The sequence below is a fragment of the Hominilimicola fabiformis genome (assembly GCF_020687385.1).
Taxonomy (GTDB): domain Bacteria; phylum Bacillota; class Clostridia; order UBA1381; family UBA1381; genus Hominilimicola; species Hominilimicola fabiformis.
On record NZ_JAJEQM010000003.1, the window covers coordinates 44,389 to 60,163 of the forward strand.

Below are 15,775 nucleotides of genomic sequence, written 5' to 3' on the forward strand. Positions count from 1 at the left end.
TTATTCACCTCTGTGATATTCGTTGTATACGTCACGTTTCGGAAGATTTCTGTCTACGGCGGCTTTTTTTATTGCGTCTTTTGAAGTCATACCTTCCGCAATGTATTTGTCAACGTGTTCTTTAATTGAAATATTTTCCCATTCGTTTTCTTCCGTTTCTTCGACTTCTTTTGCACCCTCGACTATGAGTACGTATTCACCGCGCGGATTGTTTTCGGAATAATATGCGATTGCCTCGTCGATTGTACATCTTTTCACTTCTTCGTGAATTTTTGTAAGCTCACGCACAAGAGCGATTTTTCTGTCACCGCCGAATGTCTTTTGCATATCGGAAAGCGTGTTTTTTAATTTGTGCGGAGCCTCATAAAAAATGAGTGTGTGAGTGTCGTTTTTCACAAGTTCAAGATGTTCTTTTCTGTGACGCTTGTTCACCGAAAGAAATCCCTCAAATGCAAATCGTCTTGTCGGAAGTCCCGACAGTATCAGTGCGTTTATACCTGCGACAGGTCCGGGGATTGAGGTGACGTCAATATCGTTTTCGATACATAGCTTAACTAAGTCCTCACCGGGATCTGAAATTGCGGGAGTACCTGCGTCCGATACAAGTACAATGTTTTTACCGTTTTTTAAAAGTGATATAATATATTCGCCTTTTTCGTGCTTGTTGTGTTCGTGGTAGCTTGTCAGTGGCTTTGATATTTCAAAGTGATTTAAAAGCTGAAGAGTACGCCTTGTATCTTCTGCGGCAATTAAATCGGCATTGTTAAATGCTTCAAGACAGCGCGCGGACACATCACCGAGATTGCCTATCGGTGTGGCACATAAATATAGTTTTCCGTTCATAAGTTCTCCTTGCAAAATGCGAATTATACAAATAGGTTGTTTATAACATTTACGATTTTCTGTGCGGTTTCGGGCTTGTTCATTGTGTAAAGATGAATACCGTCAATGTCGTTTGAAAGCAGGTCGATAATTTGATCAACCGCATACGCAATACCTGCTTGTTTTAAAGCCTCCGGATTGTCTTGGTATTTTGAAATCATACGCAAGAATTTTGACGGCATAGACGCACCGCCTGAAAGAATTGCCATACGCTGTATTTGACCTGCGTTTGTAAGAGGCATTATTCCGGCTGTGATAGGTTTGTTTATACCTTTCTTTGCAAGTTTATCGCGGAATTTGTAAAATTCGTCGTTGTCAAAAAACATTTGAGTAACAAGAAAATCAACACCTGCGTCAACTTTTACTTTTAAATTTTCAATATCGGCGTCAAGGCTCGGAGAATCAGGGTGACACTCAGGGTAACAAGCACCGCCGACGCAAAAATCTCCGAAATCTTTGATTGCCTCTACAAGTTCGTTTGCATAGTGATAACCCGGGAATATTTCACCGTCATAATCTTTCGGCTTGTCACCGCGAAGTGCAAGGATATTTTCAATTCCAAGGTCTTTATATTCCTGTAATTTTACCTTAATATCGTCCTTTGAGTTTGCAACGCAAGTAAGATGTGCAAGTGACGGAATAGAAAGATTATTCTTTAAATGTGAGGCGATATATGCGGTATTTTTTGAATTACTGCCACCTGCACCGTATGTAACGCTCATATAGTCAATAGGCATTTTTGAAAGCTCGTCAACTGCTGAAATGACATTGTCAAGTCCGCTGTCCTTTTTCGGCGGAAATACTTCAAATGAAAGCACCGGCTTTTTTTGAGCAAATATATCTCTTATAAACATTCTGTTTTTTCTCCTTAATCTGTAATTATATATATAAAATATTATACCGCAGATTTGAAACAATATCAAGTGTTGAAATTTGAAATAAATTAACTGATTTTTATATCGCAATTATGGAAAATATGTGGTATAATAATAGATAGTTATAAAATTAGAAATTGAGGGAGGAGAAAATATGAAAGTAACAAAAGCGGTAATACCTGCGGCAGGGTTCGGAACAAGATTTCTTCCGGCGACTAAGGCAGTGCCGAAAGAAATGCTGCCGATAGTCGATAAGCCGACAATTCAGTATATTGTTGAGGAGGCAATCGCATCGGGCATTGAGGATTTGCTTATAATTACATCACGCGGTAAGGACGCACTTGTAAATCATTTTGATAGGGCATATGAGCTTGAAACGATACTTGAACGTGACGGCAAGCAGGAAATGCTTAATGCTGTTCGTGAAGTGTCGGATAAAATAAACGTTCAGTTTGTACGTCAAAAGGAACAGAAAGGTCTTGGACACGCTGTACTTTGTGCGAAAAGCTTTGTCGGAAACGAGCCTTTTGCGGTAATGCTCGGTGATGATGTGGTTGTGGCGGAAAAGCCGTGTTTGAGTCAGCTTATCGAACAGTTTAACAAATATAATGCGACAGTGCTTGGAGTGCAAAAGGTCGGAATGGATCAAGTTTCAAAGTATGGTATTGTGGACTGCGATAATGTTGAAGGCAGAATGTATAAGCTGAAAGGAATGGTCGAAAAGCCGAAAAAAGAGGACGCACCGTCAGACGTTGCGGTACTCGGCAGATATGTAATCACACCTGCAATATTCGATTGCCTTGAAAAAACACCTAAGGGTGCAGGCGGCGAAATACAGCTTACCGACGCACTTGTAATGCTTGCAAAGAATGAAGATATGTACGCATATGACTTTGAGGGCAGAAGATATGATATAGGAAGTAAACAGGGATTTTTACAGGCAACAGTCGATTTTGCACTTTCAAGAGATGATTTAAAAGATGAATTTGCGGAATATTTAAAAGAAGTAACAAAAAATTTATAAGAAAAAGTGTACAGGCAAGCCGTACAAAGATAGGCTTGCCTGTTTTTTGTCGGGTTATAAATTAAAGTAAAAACATAAAATAAATGCTTTGCACGTTCCGGACAATTTATCATACCGTTCAGAATCCGAGAAATTAGTTCGGATTTTGCGAAAATAAACTCGTCGCGTACGTTGGTACGCAAGAGTTTTATTTTCACAAAAAGTGCACAGGCAAGCCGTATAAAGATAGGCTTGCCTGTTTTTTGGTTGGGTTATAAATTAAAGTAAAAAACAAAAAATAAATTGCTTTGCACGTTCCGGACAATTTATCGGATTCTGAGAAAAAAAGACGGTGCACATTGGGGAATGCACCGTCTTTTCTCGTTTAATGAACTCAATTAAGTTCACTCATAGTATAAATTATTACTGTAAAAATTGCAATATAAAGGATAAATCTTCTATATTTAAAAGGTATAAATCGTTTAAAATTGTCATATTGCGTGATAAGACGTGACATTTTTACAAATAATTCATTAATAATGTCACGCATAACGGGGATATATAAAATAACGTGACATTTTTGTGTAATTTGTACATCAAACCTCTATGATTTTTGTTTTTAGTTTACCGTTTTCGATTTCAGCCTCTGCATATGTGCCTGTATAACGTATACTTCCCGGGTTTAAAAGTGTGGCTTTGCCTTTGTAATCGGTATAAGGAATGTGCGTGTGACCGAATATTATTAAATCGGGATCATATTTTTCGGCAGCCTTGCGGAGAGTCATAAATTCATATTCGTATTTTACATTCTGTTCGTGACCGTGCGTAATAAATATCTTAACACCGTCTATTGTAACAAGCATATGTGACGGCGCTTTTGAAAAGTAGTCGTTGTTGCCTTTTACATAATATATAGGTATGTTTGGGTATATCGACTCCAAATCTTCCGCGTCACCTGTGTAATCGCCTGCGTGGAAAATCGCACTTACACTGTCGGCTTTTTCGATTATATCTAAACAGCGGTTAATATCGCCGTGAGTATCGGAAAAAATCAAAATTTTTTTCATAATCTAATCCTCTCAATATAAAAAATATGTATGTAGTATATCATATGCAAACGCAATTTGTCAAAAAATGATGTCGAAATATTTTTATATATCGACAACAGGATTTTACATATTTATCCATAAACAAGTGGTATAATAACCTATATTGCACTTGTAGGAGGAATTAAAAATGAGTCAGCCAGCGGTAAAAAGACAACGGAATACAGAAATGCTCCGAGCACCGTCTGTGAGAGATGTGGGAATGAGTATGCTATTGCTTTTGGCAGGACGAGCGTCTGTTTTGGGACTTTTTCCGTTCGGAGTGGCTTTTTTTGCTTCTTGCTTTGATAAAAGTATTGCGTATCTCGGTATAACTGTGCTTTCGATTGCACTTATGACGTCGGCAAGCAGTGCGGTGCTTACAAAATATCTTGTTGCGGCACTGTTGTTTTGGATATATACACGTTTCAGAAATAAGGAAAATCTTGTGCTTGATGCGGCGTGCGTGGGCGGTGCGGTTATGGTCGGCGGATTTGTTTTTCTTATATATACATATGTAGGAGCATACGATATACTTATGCTTTTTGTTGAGTCGATAGTCACTTCACTCATGTATATAATATTCAAAAAAGCACACGGATTGATTGCAAACCGCAAAAAACGCACGCAGACCGCACAGGACGAGCTTATCAGTATTTCTGTAAGCGTGGGTGTTTTTATAACGGGACTTTCGGGAATTGTGTTTCCGTATAATATCAGTCTTGCCAATATAGTTTCCGTATATGCGGTACTTTGCATTGCACTTCACGGCGGTATTGCGGCGGCGGGCAGCGGGGGACTTTGTATAGGGTTTATGTCGGCAATATCGTCACCGTCGGCGGTTGTGACTATGGGTATTTTCGGTATAAGTGCATTGTTCGGAAATTTGCTGAAATCGTTCGGACGTTTCGGAGTTGCGTTGGGATTCTTGGGCGGCAGTGCGGTGACACTTTTGTATGCGGGAAGTGCATCGTCTTTGCCTGTGACGATTATCGAAACAGCGATAGGGGCGGTGCTTTTTGTACTGACACCGAATAAAGTTCAATGGTATATAAAATCTTTTTTTGCAAGGTCGTTAAAGCTTGAAACGGTGAGTGCGGACGTAAGAGTTAAAGAGTATTTGTCTATGCAGCTTGAAAAATCGGCAAAGGCATTTAAGAGTTTGGAGGAGTGTTTTTCAAATGCTTCGGAGAAAAGACTGAAATCATATAATAAAGATGTTGCTACGCTTTTTGATGAGGTTGCGGACAGAGTGTGCGAGGGGTGTCCGAATGCGGTTAAATGCTGGCAGTCCGACTTTACACGCACATACCGCAGTATAATGCTGTTGCTTGATACGATTGAAACAAGGGGGATATTGGAGTTTACATCAGTACCGAACAGCTTTAAGGATAAATGCTTACGACCTGATTTGTTCGTTGTGGAGTTTAATCACGTCTATGAACTGTATAAGAAAAACCTTGTACGGACGGGTGAGGCGGTTACAAGCCGTGACTTGGTTGCAAGACAGTATAAAGAAATGTCAAGCCTTATGGACACAATGGCGGAAAATATATGTTCCGGATTTACGTTCAGAGAGGATTTGGAGGAAACACTTATTGCCGAGCTTGACAAAGTCGGAATTATGGCATTTGAAATAAGCGTTATTGAAAGCAGTCACGGGAAAATGGAGGTATATCTCGGAACGTCTAAGGGTACGGAAGTCGGGAAGATTGAAAACGTGCTTGAAAGCGTTGTCGAAACACCTATGGGCTATGAATGTGACAGTGCGAACGGACTTATGAAATTTGTGTCACGCGCAAAATTTACCGCAGATATTGCGATAAGACAGATAAGCCGAGATTTCAGCGAAGTGTCGGGCGACAGTATAGATACGTTTGTGACGGAGGATTATAAACAGTATGTGATTTTGTCGGACGGTATGGGCAGCGGTAAAAGGGCAATGTTTGAGAGCCATATAACACTGAAATTGTTGAGAGAATTTTTGCAGTCGGGGTTTGGCGTGAAAACGTCTATTGATATGATAAATTCGGCACTCTGTTTAAAACTTGACTATGAGTGTTTTTCTACCGTGGACCTGCTATGTATAGACCTTATGACAGGTATATGTGAGTTTTTCAAAATCGGCGGTTCGGAGAGTATTGTACTTCACGGTCCGAATGTTGAAACGGTGTTTTCTGTATCGTTGCCTGTCGGTATGCTGCCTGATATAAAGGTACAGGGACAAGCCAAACGCCTTGATGACGGCGATATAATAATAATGATGTCGGACGGAATAAGCGAAGCGGGATTTGGTACTGTCCGTACAGATTGGCTGAAAAAAGAAATAAAAATGCCGTTTGACACTATGGACGAAATGGCACAATCCGTAATTGAAAATGCAGTCAAAAAAAGCCGTGACGCAGTAATCGACGATATGACCGTTGCGACAATAAGGTTGATAAGGAACTAAAAAAGACAATATTCGAAAAATATATTGCAATTTCTACCAAGATGTGATAAGCTATATATGTAAAAATTTATATGTGGGAGGCAATTATTTTATGAGGGAGAAAATTTTAAGTATGATTTTGGCACTGTCAATGCTGTGTGCATTTGTGCCGATGACGGCAAGTGCGGAAACGTATGAGAACTATTTGGAATATTGGGTAAATGAAGATAATACGGTTACGATTTCAAAATGTGCCAAGGAAGTGGCGGAAGTAAATATACCAAGTGAAATTGAGGGAGCAACGGTAACTGAGATTGATGGCGATGCGTTTTTTAAATGTGTGGATTTGAAGAAAGTAACAATCCCGTCAACCGTAACTTCAATAGGGTACGATACATTTTTGGGCTGTACAAGCCTTGAAAATATAGTTGTCGATTCTGAAAACAAAAATTATATTTCAGAGGACGGAGTACTTTTTAACAAGAGTAAAACAGAACTTATTCAATATCCTGCTGCAAAAAGTGGTGTAAGCTATACAATTCCGTCAAGTGTTTCGAAAATTGACGGTTGTGCTTTTAAGTATACACAAAATGTTAAGACTATAAATGTTCCGCAACAAACAACATCAATAGCAGCGGGTGCATTCAGTAACAGCGTTAATTTGGAAGCGATAAACGTTGATGAAAACAACAGTGATTACAGCTCAGAGGACGGAGTGTTGTTTAATAAAGGTAAAACACTGATTTTTGCATATCCGTCGGGCAAGAGCGATACAAGTTATGCTGTTTCGGAAAACGTGACGGCTATAAAGGCGCAGGCATTTTCGGGCTGCAAAAATTTGATCTCTGTTTCTCTTTCGGATAATGTCAATACTATGGGAACTTCTGTATTTTCCAGCTGTACAAATTTGACGGAAGTGGTATTGTCTGAGAATCTAAGTTGGATTCAGGGTTCGACATTTTCAAATTGTACAAGCCTAAAGAGTGTAAAAATTCCAAGTGATGTAGATACAATATATTCTTCTGCTTTCAGCGGTTGTGCAAGTCTGGAAAGTATAACAATACCTAAAAGTGTTGATTTGATTGAACAGTATGCGTTTTATGATTGTAACAGCTTAAAAGATATATACTATTTTGGTACCGAAACACAATGGAATAAAATTGATATAGAAGAAAACAGCGCAGGTGACGGCAACGGCGCGTTGAAAAACGCAACAATTCATTATAATAAAACAATCGAGCCGTTTACTTATAATTTTAGTACCGACGGAAAATCTGTGGTTATTGTTAAGTGTGACAAATCTGTCAGCGAAGCTACTATACCGAGTGAAATTGAAGGCTTGCCGGTTACGGTGATAGATGACAATGCATTTAATTCTTGTAGCAATTTAGCAAATATAAACATACCTGAAAGTGTTGAACGTATAGGCGTCGGTGCTTTTTATTCGAGCGGAGTAGTCAATGTTACAGTGACGGATAATGTTAAAAGCATAGGAGAGGAAGCTTTTAGCTGGTGCAACAAGTTGGAAAGCATAAAGCTGTCTGAAAATATCGACAAAATAGAAGAAAATATGTTTTACGAATGTGAAAGTTTGACAAGTATTGACATACCGAATAAGGTTAAGTCGATAGGGATGAGTGCATTTGCCTTCTGTACAAACTTAACCACTGTAACGATGGGTAAAAATATAAATAAAATTGCAAAAAATGCTTTTAGTGATTGTTATAGTATTACCAATGTGTATTACGCAGGTACGGAGGAAGAGTGGAGTAAGATTGTGTTGGTCGGAAATACATATCTTACAAACGCAACAATCCATTATAACGGAATACCTACGGATATGACTATGACAACGGTAGAAGTTACAAAAACAGAAAACGACACATCATATGATTTTGATATATCCGCACAAATGAAGTACGGCGACTGCTATGTATATGCGGCAATGTATGATGAAAACGGCGTTATGATTGGAATTGACAGAGTACCGCTTTCGATGAAAGACGATACAAAAATTTCTCTTGACAAAAAGGATAATGCCAAGAACGTGAATATATTTGTATTGTCATCACAATTACAACCTATTTCGGAAAAGAAAACAGTAAAATTAGTAGAAGAATAAGTATAAAAAAATGGCACGAAAGTGCCATTTTTTTATACCAACTTTTTATTAATCCACTTACCCGAATAGTATCGGATAACGGGTACTGACGCACCCATTGCCCAGGCGAGCGGAGTAGCAATCCAAATACCTGTTGAGCCGAGCGGGCGAACAAGTATATATGCGAAAATAATTCTTCCTATAAGTTCAAGTATACCTGCGACTGCGGAGGTATTAACATCACCCGCACCGCGAAGAACGTTCAAATATGTTCTCATAACCGCCGCAACTATATACGCAACACATACGATAGTAAGGTACTTGCTTCCTATTGCGATAGCCTCTGCGGCTTGTGTTTTGTCAAGGAACAAGCCAAGCAGTTGATTACGGAACAATACAATTCCGGCAGCAATCACTATACATATACCGATAAGTGACGCAAGTGTTTGATACATACCCTTTTTTATTCTGTCCATTTGATTTGCACCGATATTTTGACCCGAGAAAACCGACAATGCCGAGCCGACCGATACAATCGGTGCGATTGCGATTGAGTCGATTTTTACGGCGGCAGTATAGCCTGCCATAGTCATTGCACCGAATGAGTTTACAAGACGTTGCACACTCATTGTGCCGAGTGAAATCAGACAGCTTTCAAGTGCCGACGGTATTCCTGTTTGGAAAATCCGCTTGATTGCACGTTTTGTTGTTTGGAAGTTTATGCCCTCAAGATTAAGCTGTCTGCGGTGCCTTATCATATGTATAATACAATAAATCGCACTGATAATCTGTGCGATAACAGTCGCAACTGCCGCACCGACAACACCTGTTTTAAACACAACAACGAACAACAAGTCGAAAATTACATTTAATATAGAAGAAAGTATAAGTGCGTAAAGCGGTGTACGGCTGTCGCCAAGACTTCTGAGTATTGCGCTTAACGCGTTATACATAGCCGTACCGATTGTGAATGCGAATATTACGTTTATGTATGCAACCGCCTCATCAATTACATTATCGGGTGTGTTTAGAAACGATAAAATCGGCCGTGAAAACACAACTCCGGCAACTGACGTAACCACCGCCAAAATTCCCACTATGTAAATAAGTCCCGTAACTGTTTTTCTCAGTTCGTCAAAATTTCTTGAACCGAAACACTGCGCTATAATAATTCCCGCACCGCTCGTAAGTCCCATCATAAGACAAATCATAACTCCGACAATCGTACCTGTCGAACCTACCGCCGCAAGAGATTCGGCACCCACAAACTTACCGACAATCGCCGCGTCAACAAAGTTATACACCTGTTGAAAGATATTTCCGATCAGCATAGGAACTGAAAAAGAAAGTATCAATTTTAACGGATTTCCTTTAGTCATATCGCTTATCATTTCACAATACACCGCCCCTCATTTTAATAACTTATGACATTATAGTCTATTAAATTCATAAAGTCAATAAGGTTGAAAAATTTATTTTTATTTGTTATAATATTGTTAAAAAAGACAAGGGGGTCTTAAAATTGAAAGTGTTGTTGTTATCCGTAAAAGCCGGTTACGGACATCATTCTACGGCTAAGGCTATTATGGAATATTTCGAGGAGAACGGACATCAATGTCATATGCTTGATATATTCGACTATGTAAATCATCGTTTGGGAAATTCAATACAGGACGGATACTTGCTTTCGACAAAGTACCTTGCAAAGACGTATGCGAAGGCTTACGGCAAACTTACGCAAAAGGACGAGCCGTATGACCGTAATTCGCTTGTATCGATATTTTCGCGGTTTGTTTCAAAGAAACTTGAAAAGTTCGTTGCTGAATATAATCCCGATTTGATAATCGGTACGCATAGCTATGCCGGAGTGTGTATAAGCATACTTGCCGACCGTGCGGCTTTTGATTGTCCGTCTGTCGGAATAGTAACCGATTTCACCGTACATCCGTTTTGGGAAAGTACGTTCCTTGACTATTACGTAATTCCGGATGAACTTTTGGAACACGAAATGCAGAAAAAAGGTATAGCGAAAAAGAAACTTTTGCCTTTCGGTATACCGATAAGAGAACAGTTTGTAAAGAAAAACGACCCTATTGAGGCACGGAAAAAACTCGGAATTGAAAATATTCCCACTATACTTATAATGATGGGTTCAATGGGGTACGGAAATATAAAAAAGATTTTGGAACAAATTGATACATATCCGAAAGATTTTCAAGTGCTGTGCGTTTGCGGTACAAATAAGAAAATAAAAAGCGTAGTTGATGAATGTGATTGGAATAAAAAAATATATTCATACGGATTTGTAGATAATGTTGACGTAATGATGGACGCCGCCGACTTTATAATAACAAAGCCGGGCGGACTTACAACATCAGAATCGCTTGCAAAAGGATTGCCGATGATAACAATGAATCCGCTTCCCGGACAAGAGGACAGAAACCTTAATTTCCTTGTGAATAATGGCGCGGCAATTATGGTAAACGACACTTATCCGATTTCTGAAGCGATAAATCAAATGTTTGCTTGTCCTTGGCGTGTTGCAATGATGGAGGAAAGCGTAAGACATCTCGGTAAACCGAATGCAACGGCTGACCTTTATAATTTCTGCTGTGCAAAGGTTTTGGCAAAATCAACGCTTATTTGAAATTCTTTGTGATTTAGGTAATTTAATATGCCTGCGTCCGTTTTAAAATCAAATACCAACTTGTAACTTGCAAGCTTCATACCTCCGCTGTGTTGTGAGCCGTATTTCGTATCTCCGTACAGCGGATTTCCTATGTGCGAAAACTGTGCTCTGATTTGGTGTGTGCGTCCTGTTTCAAGCTCGACTTCCACAAGTGAAGTGTCTTTTTTTTCGGCAATAACATTATATTTTGTGCCGATTTTCTTTGAATTTTCTTCATTATAATCTGAAACCGTAACTTTTTTGTCACCGCGTGTAAGATATGCGGTAAGGTGACCGCTTTTTTTAAGATGACCTTCGACAATGCAAAGGTATATCTTTTTAATTTCGCGGCTGCGGATTTTTTCGTTGATTATACGAAGTGCGGCGGCATTTTTTGCACCGATTATTATACCTGATGTATTTCTGTCAAGGCGATTGCAGAATGAAGGAGAAAAACTGTGTTCGTTTTCGGGATTGTATTCGCCTTTTTTGTACAGATAACTCTGCATTCTTTCAAGAAGCGTATCCTTTGTGCCTTTATCGTCCGAATGGACTACAACACCGCTTTCTTTATTAATAAGTATAATATTTTCGTCCTCATATACAACGTCAATATCGGAATTGCCTGCTTTAAAGCTTGATTTGCTTTCGTAAAATTCGTCTTTAAAAAATAACTTCAACACATCGCCGTTTTGGAGCATATATTTGCCGTCTTTGATGTGTTTGCCGTTTACTCTGACGCAATTTTTTCTAAGACTTTTATATAACATACTCTGTGGCATATTGACAAGATATTTTGTAAGAAACTTGTCAAGCCGTTGCCCTGCGTCGTTTTGATTTATCGTGATTTCCCTCATTTGTTACCTCGATTGATATTTTATTTGTAAACATTTATTTTTGATATTGTATCATAAAAAAAATTGTGTTACAATATAGTTTGCATAAATATTTTATATGAATGAAAAATTGTATTCAAATTTTGGAAGGAGAAAAAATATGGGAATTTTCGGCGGCGGTTATGATAAACCGGGTAAGGGAGTGGATAAGAACGAACCTAAAAAGAAAGGCTTTTTCTTGTTTTTTGATATTGTGATACGTAAGTTCACTAAATTTTTGGGTGCGAACTGTCTTTATGCGATAACGAGTATTATATGGATTGCGATTTTATATATTTTCGGCGGTATAGTTTTGAGCAGTACGCATATCGTTCAGAATGTTTCAGACACTATTATTTCGCTTGGTACGGAATCAAGCGCGGAAAATGTGCAGGGAAGTATTATGATACTTATTCAGCTTGCTTTTTCAATCGGTGTGTTCACGTTTTGGGGTTCAGGTCCTGCAACGGCGGCTTATTCGTATATAACAAGATGTTTCACACGCGGTGAACATACTTGGGTTTTGAGTGACGGTGCGGACAAGTTTAAGGAAAACTTTAAACAGAGTATGGTAGTTGTGCTGATTGATGCGGTTTTGCTTGTGTTCGGAATTAATGCAATTCTTTTCTATCATTCGCTTTACGTTTCAACGGGCAGTATGCTTTGGATGATGTTGCTGTATGTTATGATACTTGTACTTGTTGTTTATACAATGATGCATCCGTATTTGTATCAAATTATGATTACATTTGAATGTGGGATCGGATCGCTTTATAAAAATGCGTTGCTTATAACACTTGCAAAATTACCGGGTAACTTTTTTACAACGCTTATAGGAGTACTTATATACGGTGCGTTGTTTACATTCGTTAATCCGCTTGCAGCGGCAATTATAGTAGTAGTTGTCGGACTTTGCGTTACTTGCTATCCACCGCAATTTTATGCCGCAAGAGTAATTGAACGCTCAATATTAAAGGATATGAAAGAAAAACAGCATAAGGTTGAATATATCGGGGAGGAAGAATAATGGTTTTAGGTGAATATGATGTTGCCGTAATCGGAGGCGGTCACGCGGGCTGTGAGGCGGCTTTGGCGGCGGCAAGATTGGGTATGAAAACGGTTATGTTTTCAATAAGCCTTGACGCAATAGGAAATCTTCCTTGTAACCCAAGTATAGGCGGTACGGCGAAAGGTCACCTTGTTCGTGAGCTTGACGCACTCGGCGGTGAAATGGGTAAAGCGGCGGACGCTTCGTTTATACAGTCAAAAATGCTTAATAAAGGCAAAGGTCCTGCCGTACATTCACTTAGAGCACAGATTGACAGAAAAAAGTATCACGTTGAAATGAAAAAACGTGTTGAAAATCAAGAGAATTTGCAGGTTAAACAAGCGGAAATCGTAAATGTAATTACCGATGAAGATAATAATGTAACGGAAGTTGTAACACATACAGGCGTTGAATATAAGGTAAAAGCGGTTATTATTGCCAGCGGAACTTATTTAAAGGGTAAAATTCTTATCGGAAGTTATTCGCGTGAAAGCGGTCCTGACGGAATGTTCCCTGCAAATGAACTTTCGGAAAATCTTCGCAGATTGGGTATTGAATTAAAGCGATTTAAAACAGGTACTCCAGCAAGAGTGCACGCGGATACACTTGACTACAGTAAGATGGAGCTTGAGGAGGGTGACGAAAAAATCGTGCCGTTTTCGTTTGAAACGGAGAATGTCGGCAAAAATCTTGTTCCTTGCTATCTTGTGTATACAAATGAAAAAACTCACCAAATTATACACGACAATCTCGGTCGTTCGGCAATGTACGGCGGTATGGTTGAGGGTATAGGTCCGCGATACTGTCCGTCTATCGAAGATAAGGTTGTGCGTTTTGCGGAAAAACCAAGACATCAGCTTTTTATGGAGCCTATGGGACTTGATACAAAGGAAGTATACGCACAAGGCTTTTCAACGAGTATGCCTGAGGATGTACAACTTGAAATGTATCGAAGCGTTGAGGGACTTGAAAATGTTGAAATTATGCGTCCTGCATATGCAATAGAATATGATTGCTGCGATCCGACTCAACTGTATGCAACGTTGGAATTTAAGAATGTACATGGACTTTACGGTGCAGGACAGTTTAACGGTACGTCCGGCTATGAGGAGGCGGCGTCACAAGGACTTATTGCCGGAATTAATGCGGCATTGAAACTTAAAAACGAAGAACCGCTTACATTAAAACGTTCGGACGGATATATCGGCACACTTATAGATGACCTTATAACAAAGGGTACAAACGAGCCGTACCGAATGATGACATCACGTTCGGAATACCGTTTGCTTTTAAGACAGGATAACGCAGATGAAAGACTTACTCCGTTCGGATATAAAATCGGTCTTATATCGGAAGAAAGATATAAAAAGTTCCTTGAAAAAATGGATATGATTGAAAATGAAATTAAGCGTGTGACGTCGGTTATAGTACCGCCGAAAGACGCAAATCCGCTTTTGGAACAGTATAATTCGACCGCAGTTAAGACGGGAATACGTCTTAGCGATATGATAAAACGTCCAGAACTTGATTATGAAAAACTTGCACCTGTCGACCATAACCGTCCGACACTTCCGGACGCAGTTTGTGAACAGGTTGAAATAAAACTAAAGTATGACGGCTATATAAAAAGACAGATAGCACAGGTTGAGCAGTTTAAGAAAATGGAGGAAAAACTTCTTCCCGAAAATCAAGATTATTCGGATATACACGGCTTGCGTTTGGAGGCAAGACAAAAATTGAATAAGATACAGCCAAAGTCACTCGGACAAGCGTCAAGAATTTCCGGTGTTTCACCGTCTGATATGTCGGTATTGATTGTATGGTTGGAATCACAAAAAAATCACAAATAAAAAATGTGTGTCATATCAAATGACACACATTTTTTGCTATTCATTGTCATTTACCATATGATTAATTCTTGCGGGGATTTCGTTTGTTACTATAAAATCAGCACCGTAATCAATGTATTTCTGTGCTGTTTCCGTGTCGTCAACAGACCATACACCGCAGAAAATGTTTTGTTGATGGAGTATATCTATTGCGGCTTGATCCACTTGCGGATAGTTATACAAAATACCTCTGTTTTCGGATATTTCCGTAATATGTTCAAGATTATCCGTATACGGTGCAGGAGTGTAACCGATTGTCATAACAGGGATAATATTGTTTCTTGCACGAATTTCTTTTACATCATCAATCGCACCTGTGATTATACAATGCGTTTCAAGTCCGCTTGCTATGATTGTGTTTAGAAATGCGTCATAATTAGCGATATTTTTGATTTCGATAATCGGTACATTTCCGTATGTACTGCATATCGAAAGATATTCTTCAAGAGTAGGTATTTTTAAGTTTTCGTTTGTGTCGAGATAATTTCCGTAGTCAATTTGGAACTGACTTAAATCGTCAAGCGTGTAGTCGGAAATAGCTCCCGAACCGTTTGTTGTTCTGTCAAGAGTGTCATCGTGCATACAGACGAATTGACCGTCGCTTGTTTCGCAAATATCCGTTTCGATACCCCAAAAGCCGATTTTACCGGCAAGCTCAAATGCCGGAATACTGTTTTCGGGTGCATAGTTTGAATATCCTCTGTGTGCGACAAAGCGTTCCGTGCTGCCGTCTGAAAATACGGTTGATGTACCGCTTTCGGCTTGCTGTGCATTCGCCGGAGTGGCGATTGCGTCATTATTATCGGAAGAAGGAAAGAATTTTAACATAACAGCAGACACGGCAAAAAGAAGTACGGTAAGTATCCATAATTTGCGTCGTACATTGTACATATTAAAAACCTCCTTTCACGTCTGCTC

At 39.2% G+C, this 15,775-nt stretch carries 12 protein-coding genes; 6 read left to right on the forward strand and 6 right to left on the reverse strand.

All coding sequences use genetic code 11. From position 1 onward, the window contains the following. Complete coding sequence (gene rsmI / locus LKE05_RS02965) at positions 1-843, reverse strand: 16S rRNA (cytidine(1402)-2'-O)-methyltransferase (RefSeq protein WP_308455879.1); 843 nt, start codon at positions 841-843, stop codon at positions 1-3. A 23-nt stretch (positions 844-866) separates the two neighbouring features. Further along, positions 867-1,736, reverse strand: a complete 870-nt coding sequence (metF, locus tag LKE05_RS02970; RefSeq protein WP_022230960.1) for a methylenetetrahydrofolate reductase [NAD(P)H] — start codon at positions 1,734-1,736, stop codon at positions 867-869. A gap of 175 nt (positions 1,737-1,911) precedes the next feature. Between metF and galU the strand changes: the two genes are divergently transcribed. Next, positions 1,912-2,781 (forward strand): UTP--glucose-1-phosphate uridylyltransferase GalU, encoded by an 870-nt coding sequence (gene galU / locus LKE05_RS02975; protein WP_308455880.1) that lies wholly within the window; start codon positions 1,912-1,914, stop codon positions 2,779-2,781. 575 nt (positions 2,782-3,356) lie between these two features. Here the strand turns inward: galU and LKE05_RS02980 are convergent. Then, positions 3,357-3,827, reverse strand: a complete 471-nt coding sequence (locus LKE05_RS02980) for a metallophosphoesterase (protein WP_117965353.1) — start codon at positions 3,825-3,827, stop codon at positions 3,357-3,359. A 169-nt stretch (positions 3,828-3,996) separates the two neighbouring features. On the opposite strand from LKE05_RS02980, the gene LKE05_RS02985 reads away from it, so the two are divergent. Continuing rightward, positions 3,997-6,297, forward strand: a complete 2,301-nt coding sequence (locus tag LKE05_RS02985) for a SpoIIE family protein phosphatase (RefSeq protein WP_308455881.1) — start codon at positions 3,997-3,999, stop codon at positions 6,295-6,297. A 91-nt stretch (positions 6,298-6,388) separates the two neighbouring features. Further along, positions 6,389-8,398, forward strand: a complete 2,010-nt coding sequence (locus tag LKE05_RS02990) for a leucine-rich repeat domain-containing protein (RefSeq protein WP_308455882.1) — start codon at positions 6,389-6,391, stop codon at positions 8,396-8,398. 32 nt (positions 8,399-8,430) lie between these two features. On the opposite strand, the gene LKE05_RS02995 is transcribed toward LKE05_RS02990, so the two are convergent. After that, complete coding sequence (locus LKE05_RS02995) at positions 8,431-9,756, reverse strand: MATE family efflux transporter (protein ID WP_308455883.1); 1,326 nt, start codon at positions 9,754-9,756, stop codon at positions 8,431-8,433. Positions 9,757-9,905: 149 nt separating this feature from the next. Here LKE05_RS02995 and LKE05_RS03000 point away from each other — a divergent pair, with 149 nt between their 5' ends. Continuing rightward, on the forward strand, positions 9,906-11,024 hold the full coding sequence (locus LKE05_RS03000; RefSeq protein ID WP_308456002.1) for an MGDG synthase family glycosyltransferase: 1,119 nt from the start codon (positions 9,906-9,908) through the stop codon (positions 11,022-11,024). Here LKE05_RS03000 and LKE05_RS03005 read toward each other — a convergent pair. Next, positions 10,976-11,902 (reverse strand): RluA family pseudouridine synthase, encoded by a 927-nt coding sequence (locus LKE05_RS03005; protein ID WP_308455884.1) that lies wholly within the window; start codon positions 11,900-11,902, stop codon positions 10,976-10,978. The two genes, LKE05_RS03000 and LKE05_RS03005, sit on opposite strands and share 49 nt — an antisense overlap. A gap of 139 nt (positions 11,903-12,041) precedes the next feature. On the opposite strand from LKE05_RS03005, the gene LKE05_RS03010 reads away from it, so the two are divergent. Together LKE05_RS03010 and mnmG are read left to right on the forward strand one after the other, a co-directional pair. Next, a complete protein-coding gene (locus LKE05_RS03010; protein WP_308455885.1) occupies positions 12,042-12,947 on the forward strand; it encodes a DUF624 domain-containing protein in 906 nt (301 codons plus the stop codon). After that, positions 12,947-14,818, forward strand: coding sequence for a tRNA uridine-5-carboxymethylaminomethyl(34) synthesis enzyme MnmG (gene mnmG / locus LKE05_RS03015; RefSeq protein ID WP_308455886.1), 1,872 nt, complete (start codon positions 12,947-12,949; stop codon positions 14,816-14,818). The genes LKE05_RS03010 and mnmG overlap by 1 nt, the downstream gene beginning before the upstream one ends. A gap of 36 nt (positions 14,819-14,854) precedes the next feature. Here mnmG and LKE05_RS03020 read toward each other — a convergent pair whose 3' ends face one another. After that, the gene (locus LKE05_RS03020) at positions 14,855-15,748 is read right to left on the reverse strand and encodes a glycerophosphodiester phosphodiesterase family protein (RefSeq protein ID WP_308455887.1); all 894 of its coding nucleotides are present in this window, start codon (positions 15,746-15,748) and stop codon (positions 14,855-14,857) included. Positions 15,749-15,775 lie beyond the last annotated feature (27 nt).

Bases quoted from the DNA above. Each gene is read 5' to 3' on its own strand.
- LKE05_RS03020 (WP_308455887.1), bottom strand. From the start codon at position 15,748: ATGTACAATGTACGACGCAAATTATGGATACTTACCGTACTTCTTTTT.
- rsmI (WP_308455879.1), bottom strand. From the start codon at position 843: ATGAACGGAAAACTATATTTATGTGCCACACCGATAGGCAATCTCGGT.
- LKE05_RS03005 (WP_308455884.1), bottom strand. From the start codon at position 11,902: ATGAGGGAAATCACGATAAATCAAAACGACGCAGGGCAACGGCTTGAC.
- LKE05_RS02980 (WP_117965353.1), bottom strand. From the start codon at position 3,827: ATGAAAAAAATTTTGATTTTTTCCGATACTCACGGCGATATTAACCGC.
- LKE05_RS02995 (WP_308455883.1), bottom strand. From the start codon at position 9,756: ATGACTAAAGGAAATCCGTTAAAATTGATACTTTCTTTTTCAGTTCCT.
- mnmG (WP_308455886.1), top strand. From the start codon at position 12,947: ATGGTTTTAGGTGAATATGATGTTGCCGTAATCGGAGGCGGTCACGCG.
- LKE05_RS03010 (WP_308455885.1), top strand. From the start codon at position 12,042: ATGGGAATTTTCGGCGGCGGTTATGATAAACCGGGTAAGGGAGTGGAT.
- LKE05_RS02990 (WP_308455882.1), top strand. From the start codon at position 6,389: ATGAGGGAGAAAATTTTAAGTATGATTTTGGCACTGTCAATGCTGTGT.
- metF (WP_022230960.1), bottom strand. From the start codon at position 1,736: ATGTTTATAAGAGATATATTTGCTCAAAAAAAGCCGGTGCTTTCATTT.
- LKE05_RS02985 (WP_308455881.1), top strand. From the start codon at position 3,997: ATGAGTCAGCCAGCGGTAAAAAGACAACGGAATACAGAAATGCTCCGA.
- galU (WP_308455880.1), top strand. From the start codon at position 1,912: ATGAAAGTAACAAAAGCGGTAATACCTGCGGCAGGGTTCGGAACAAGA.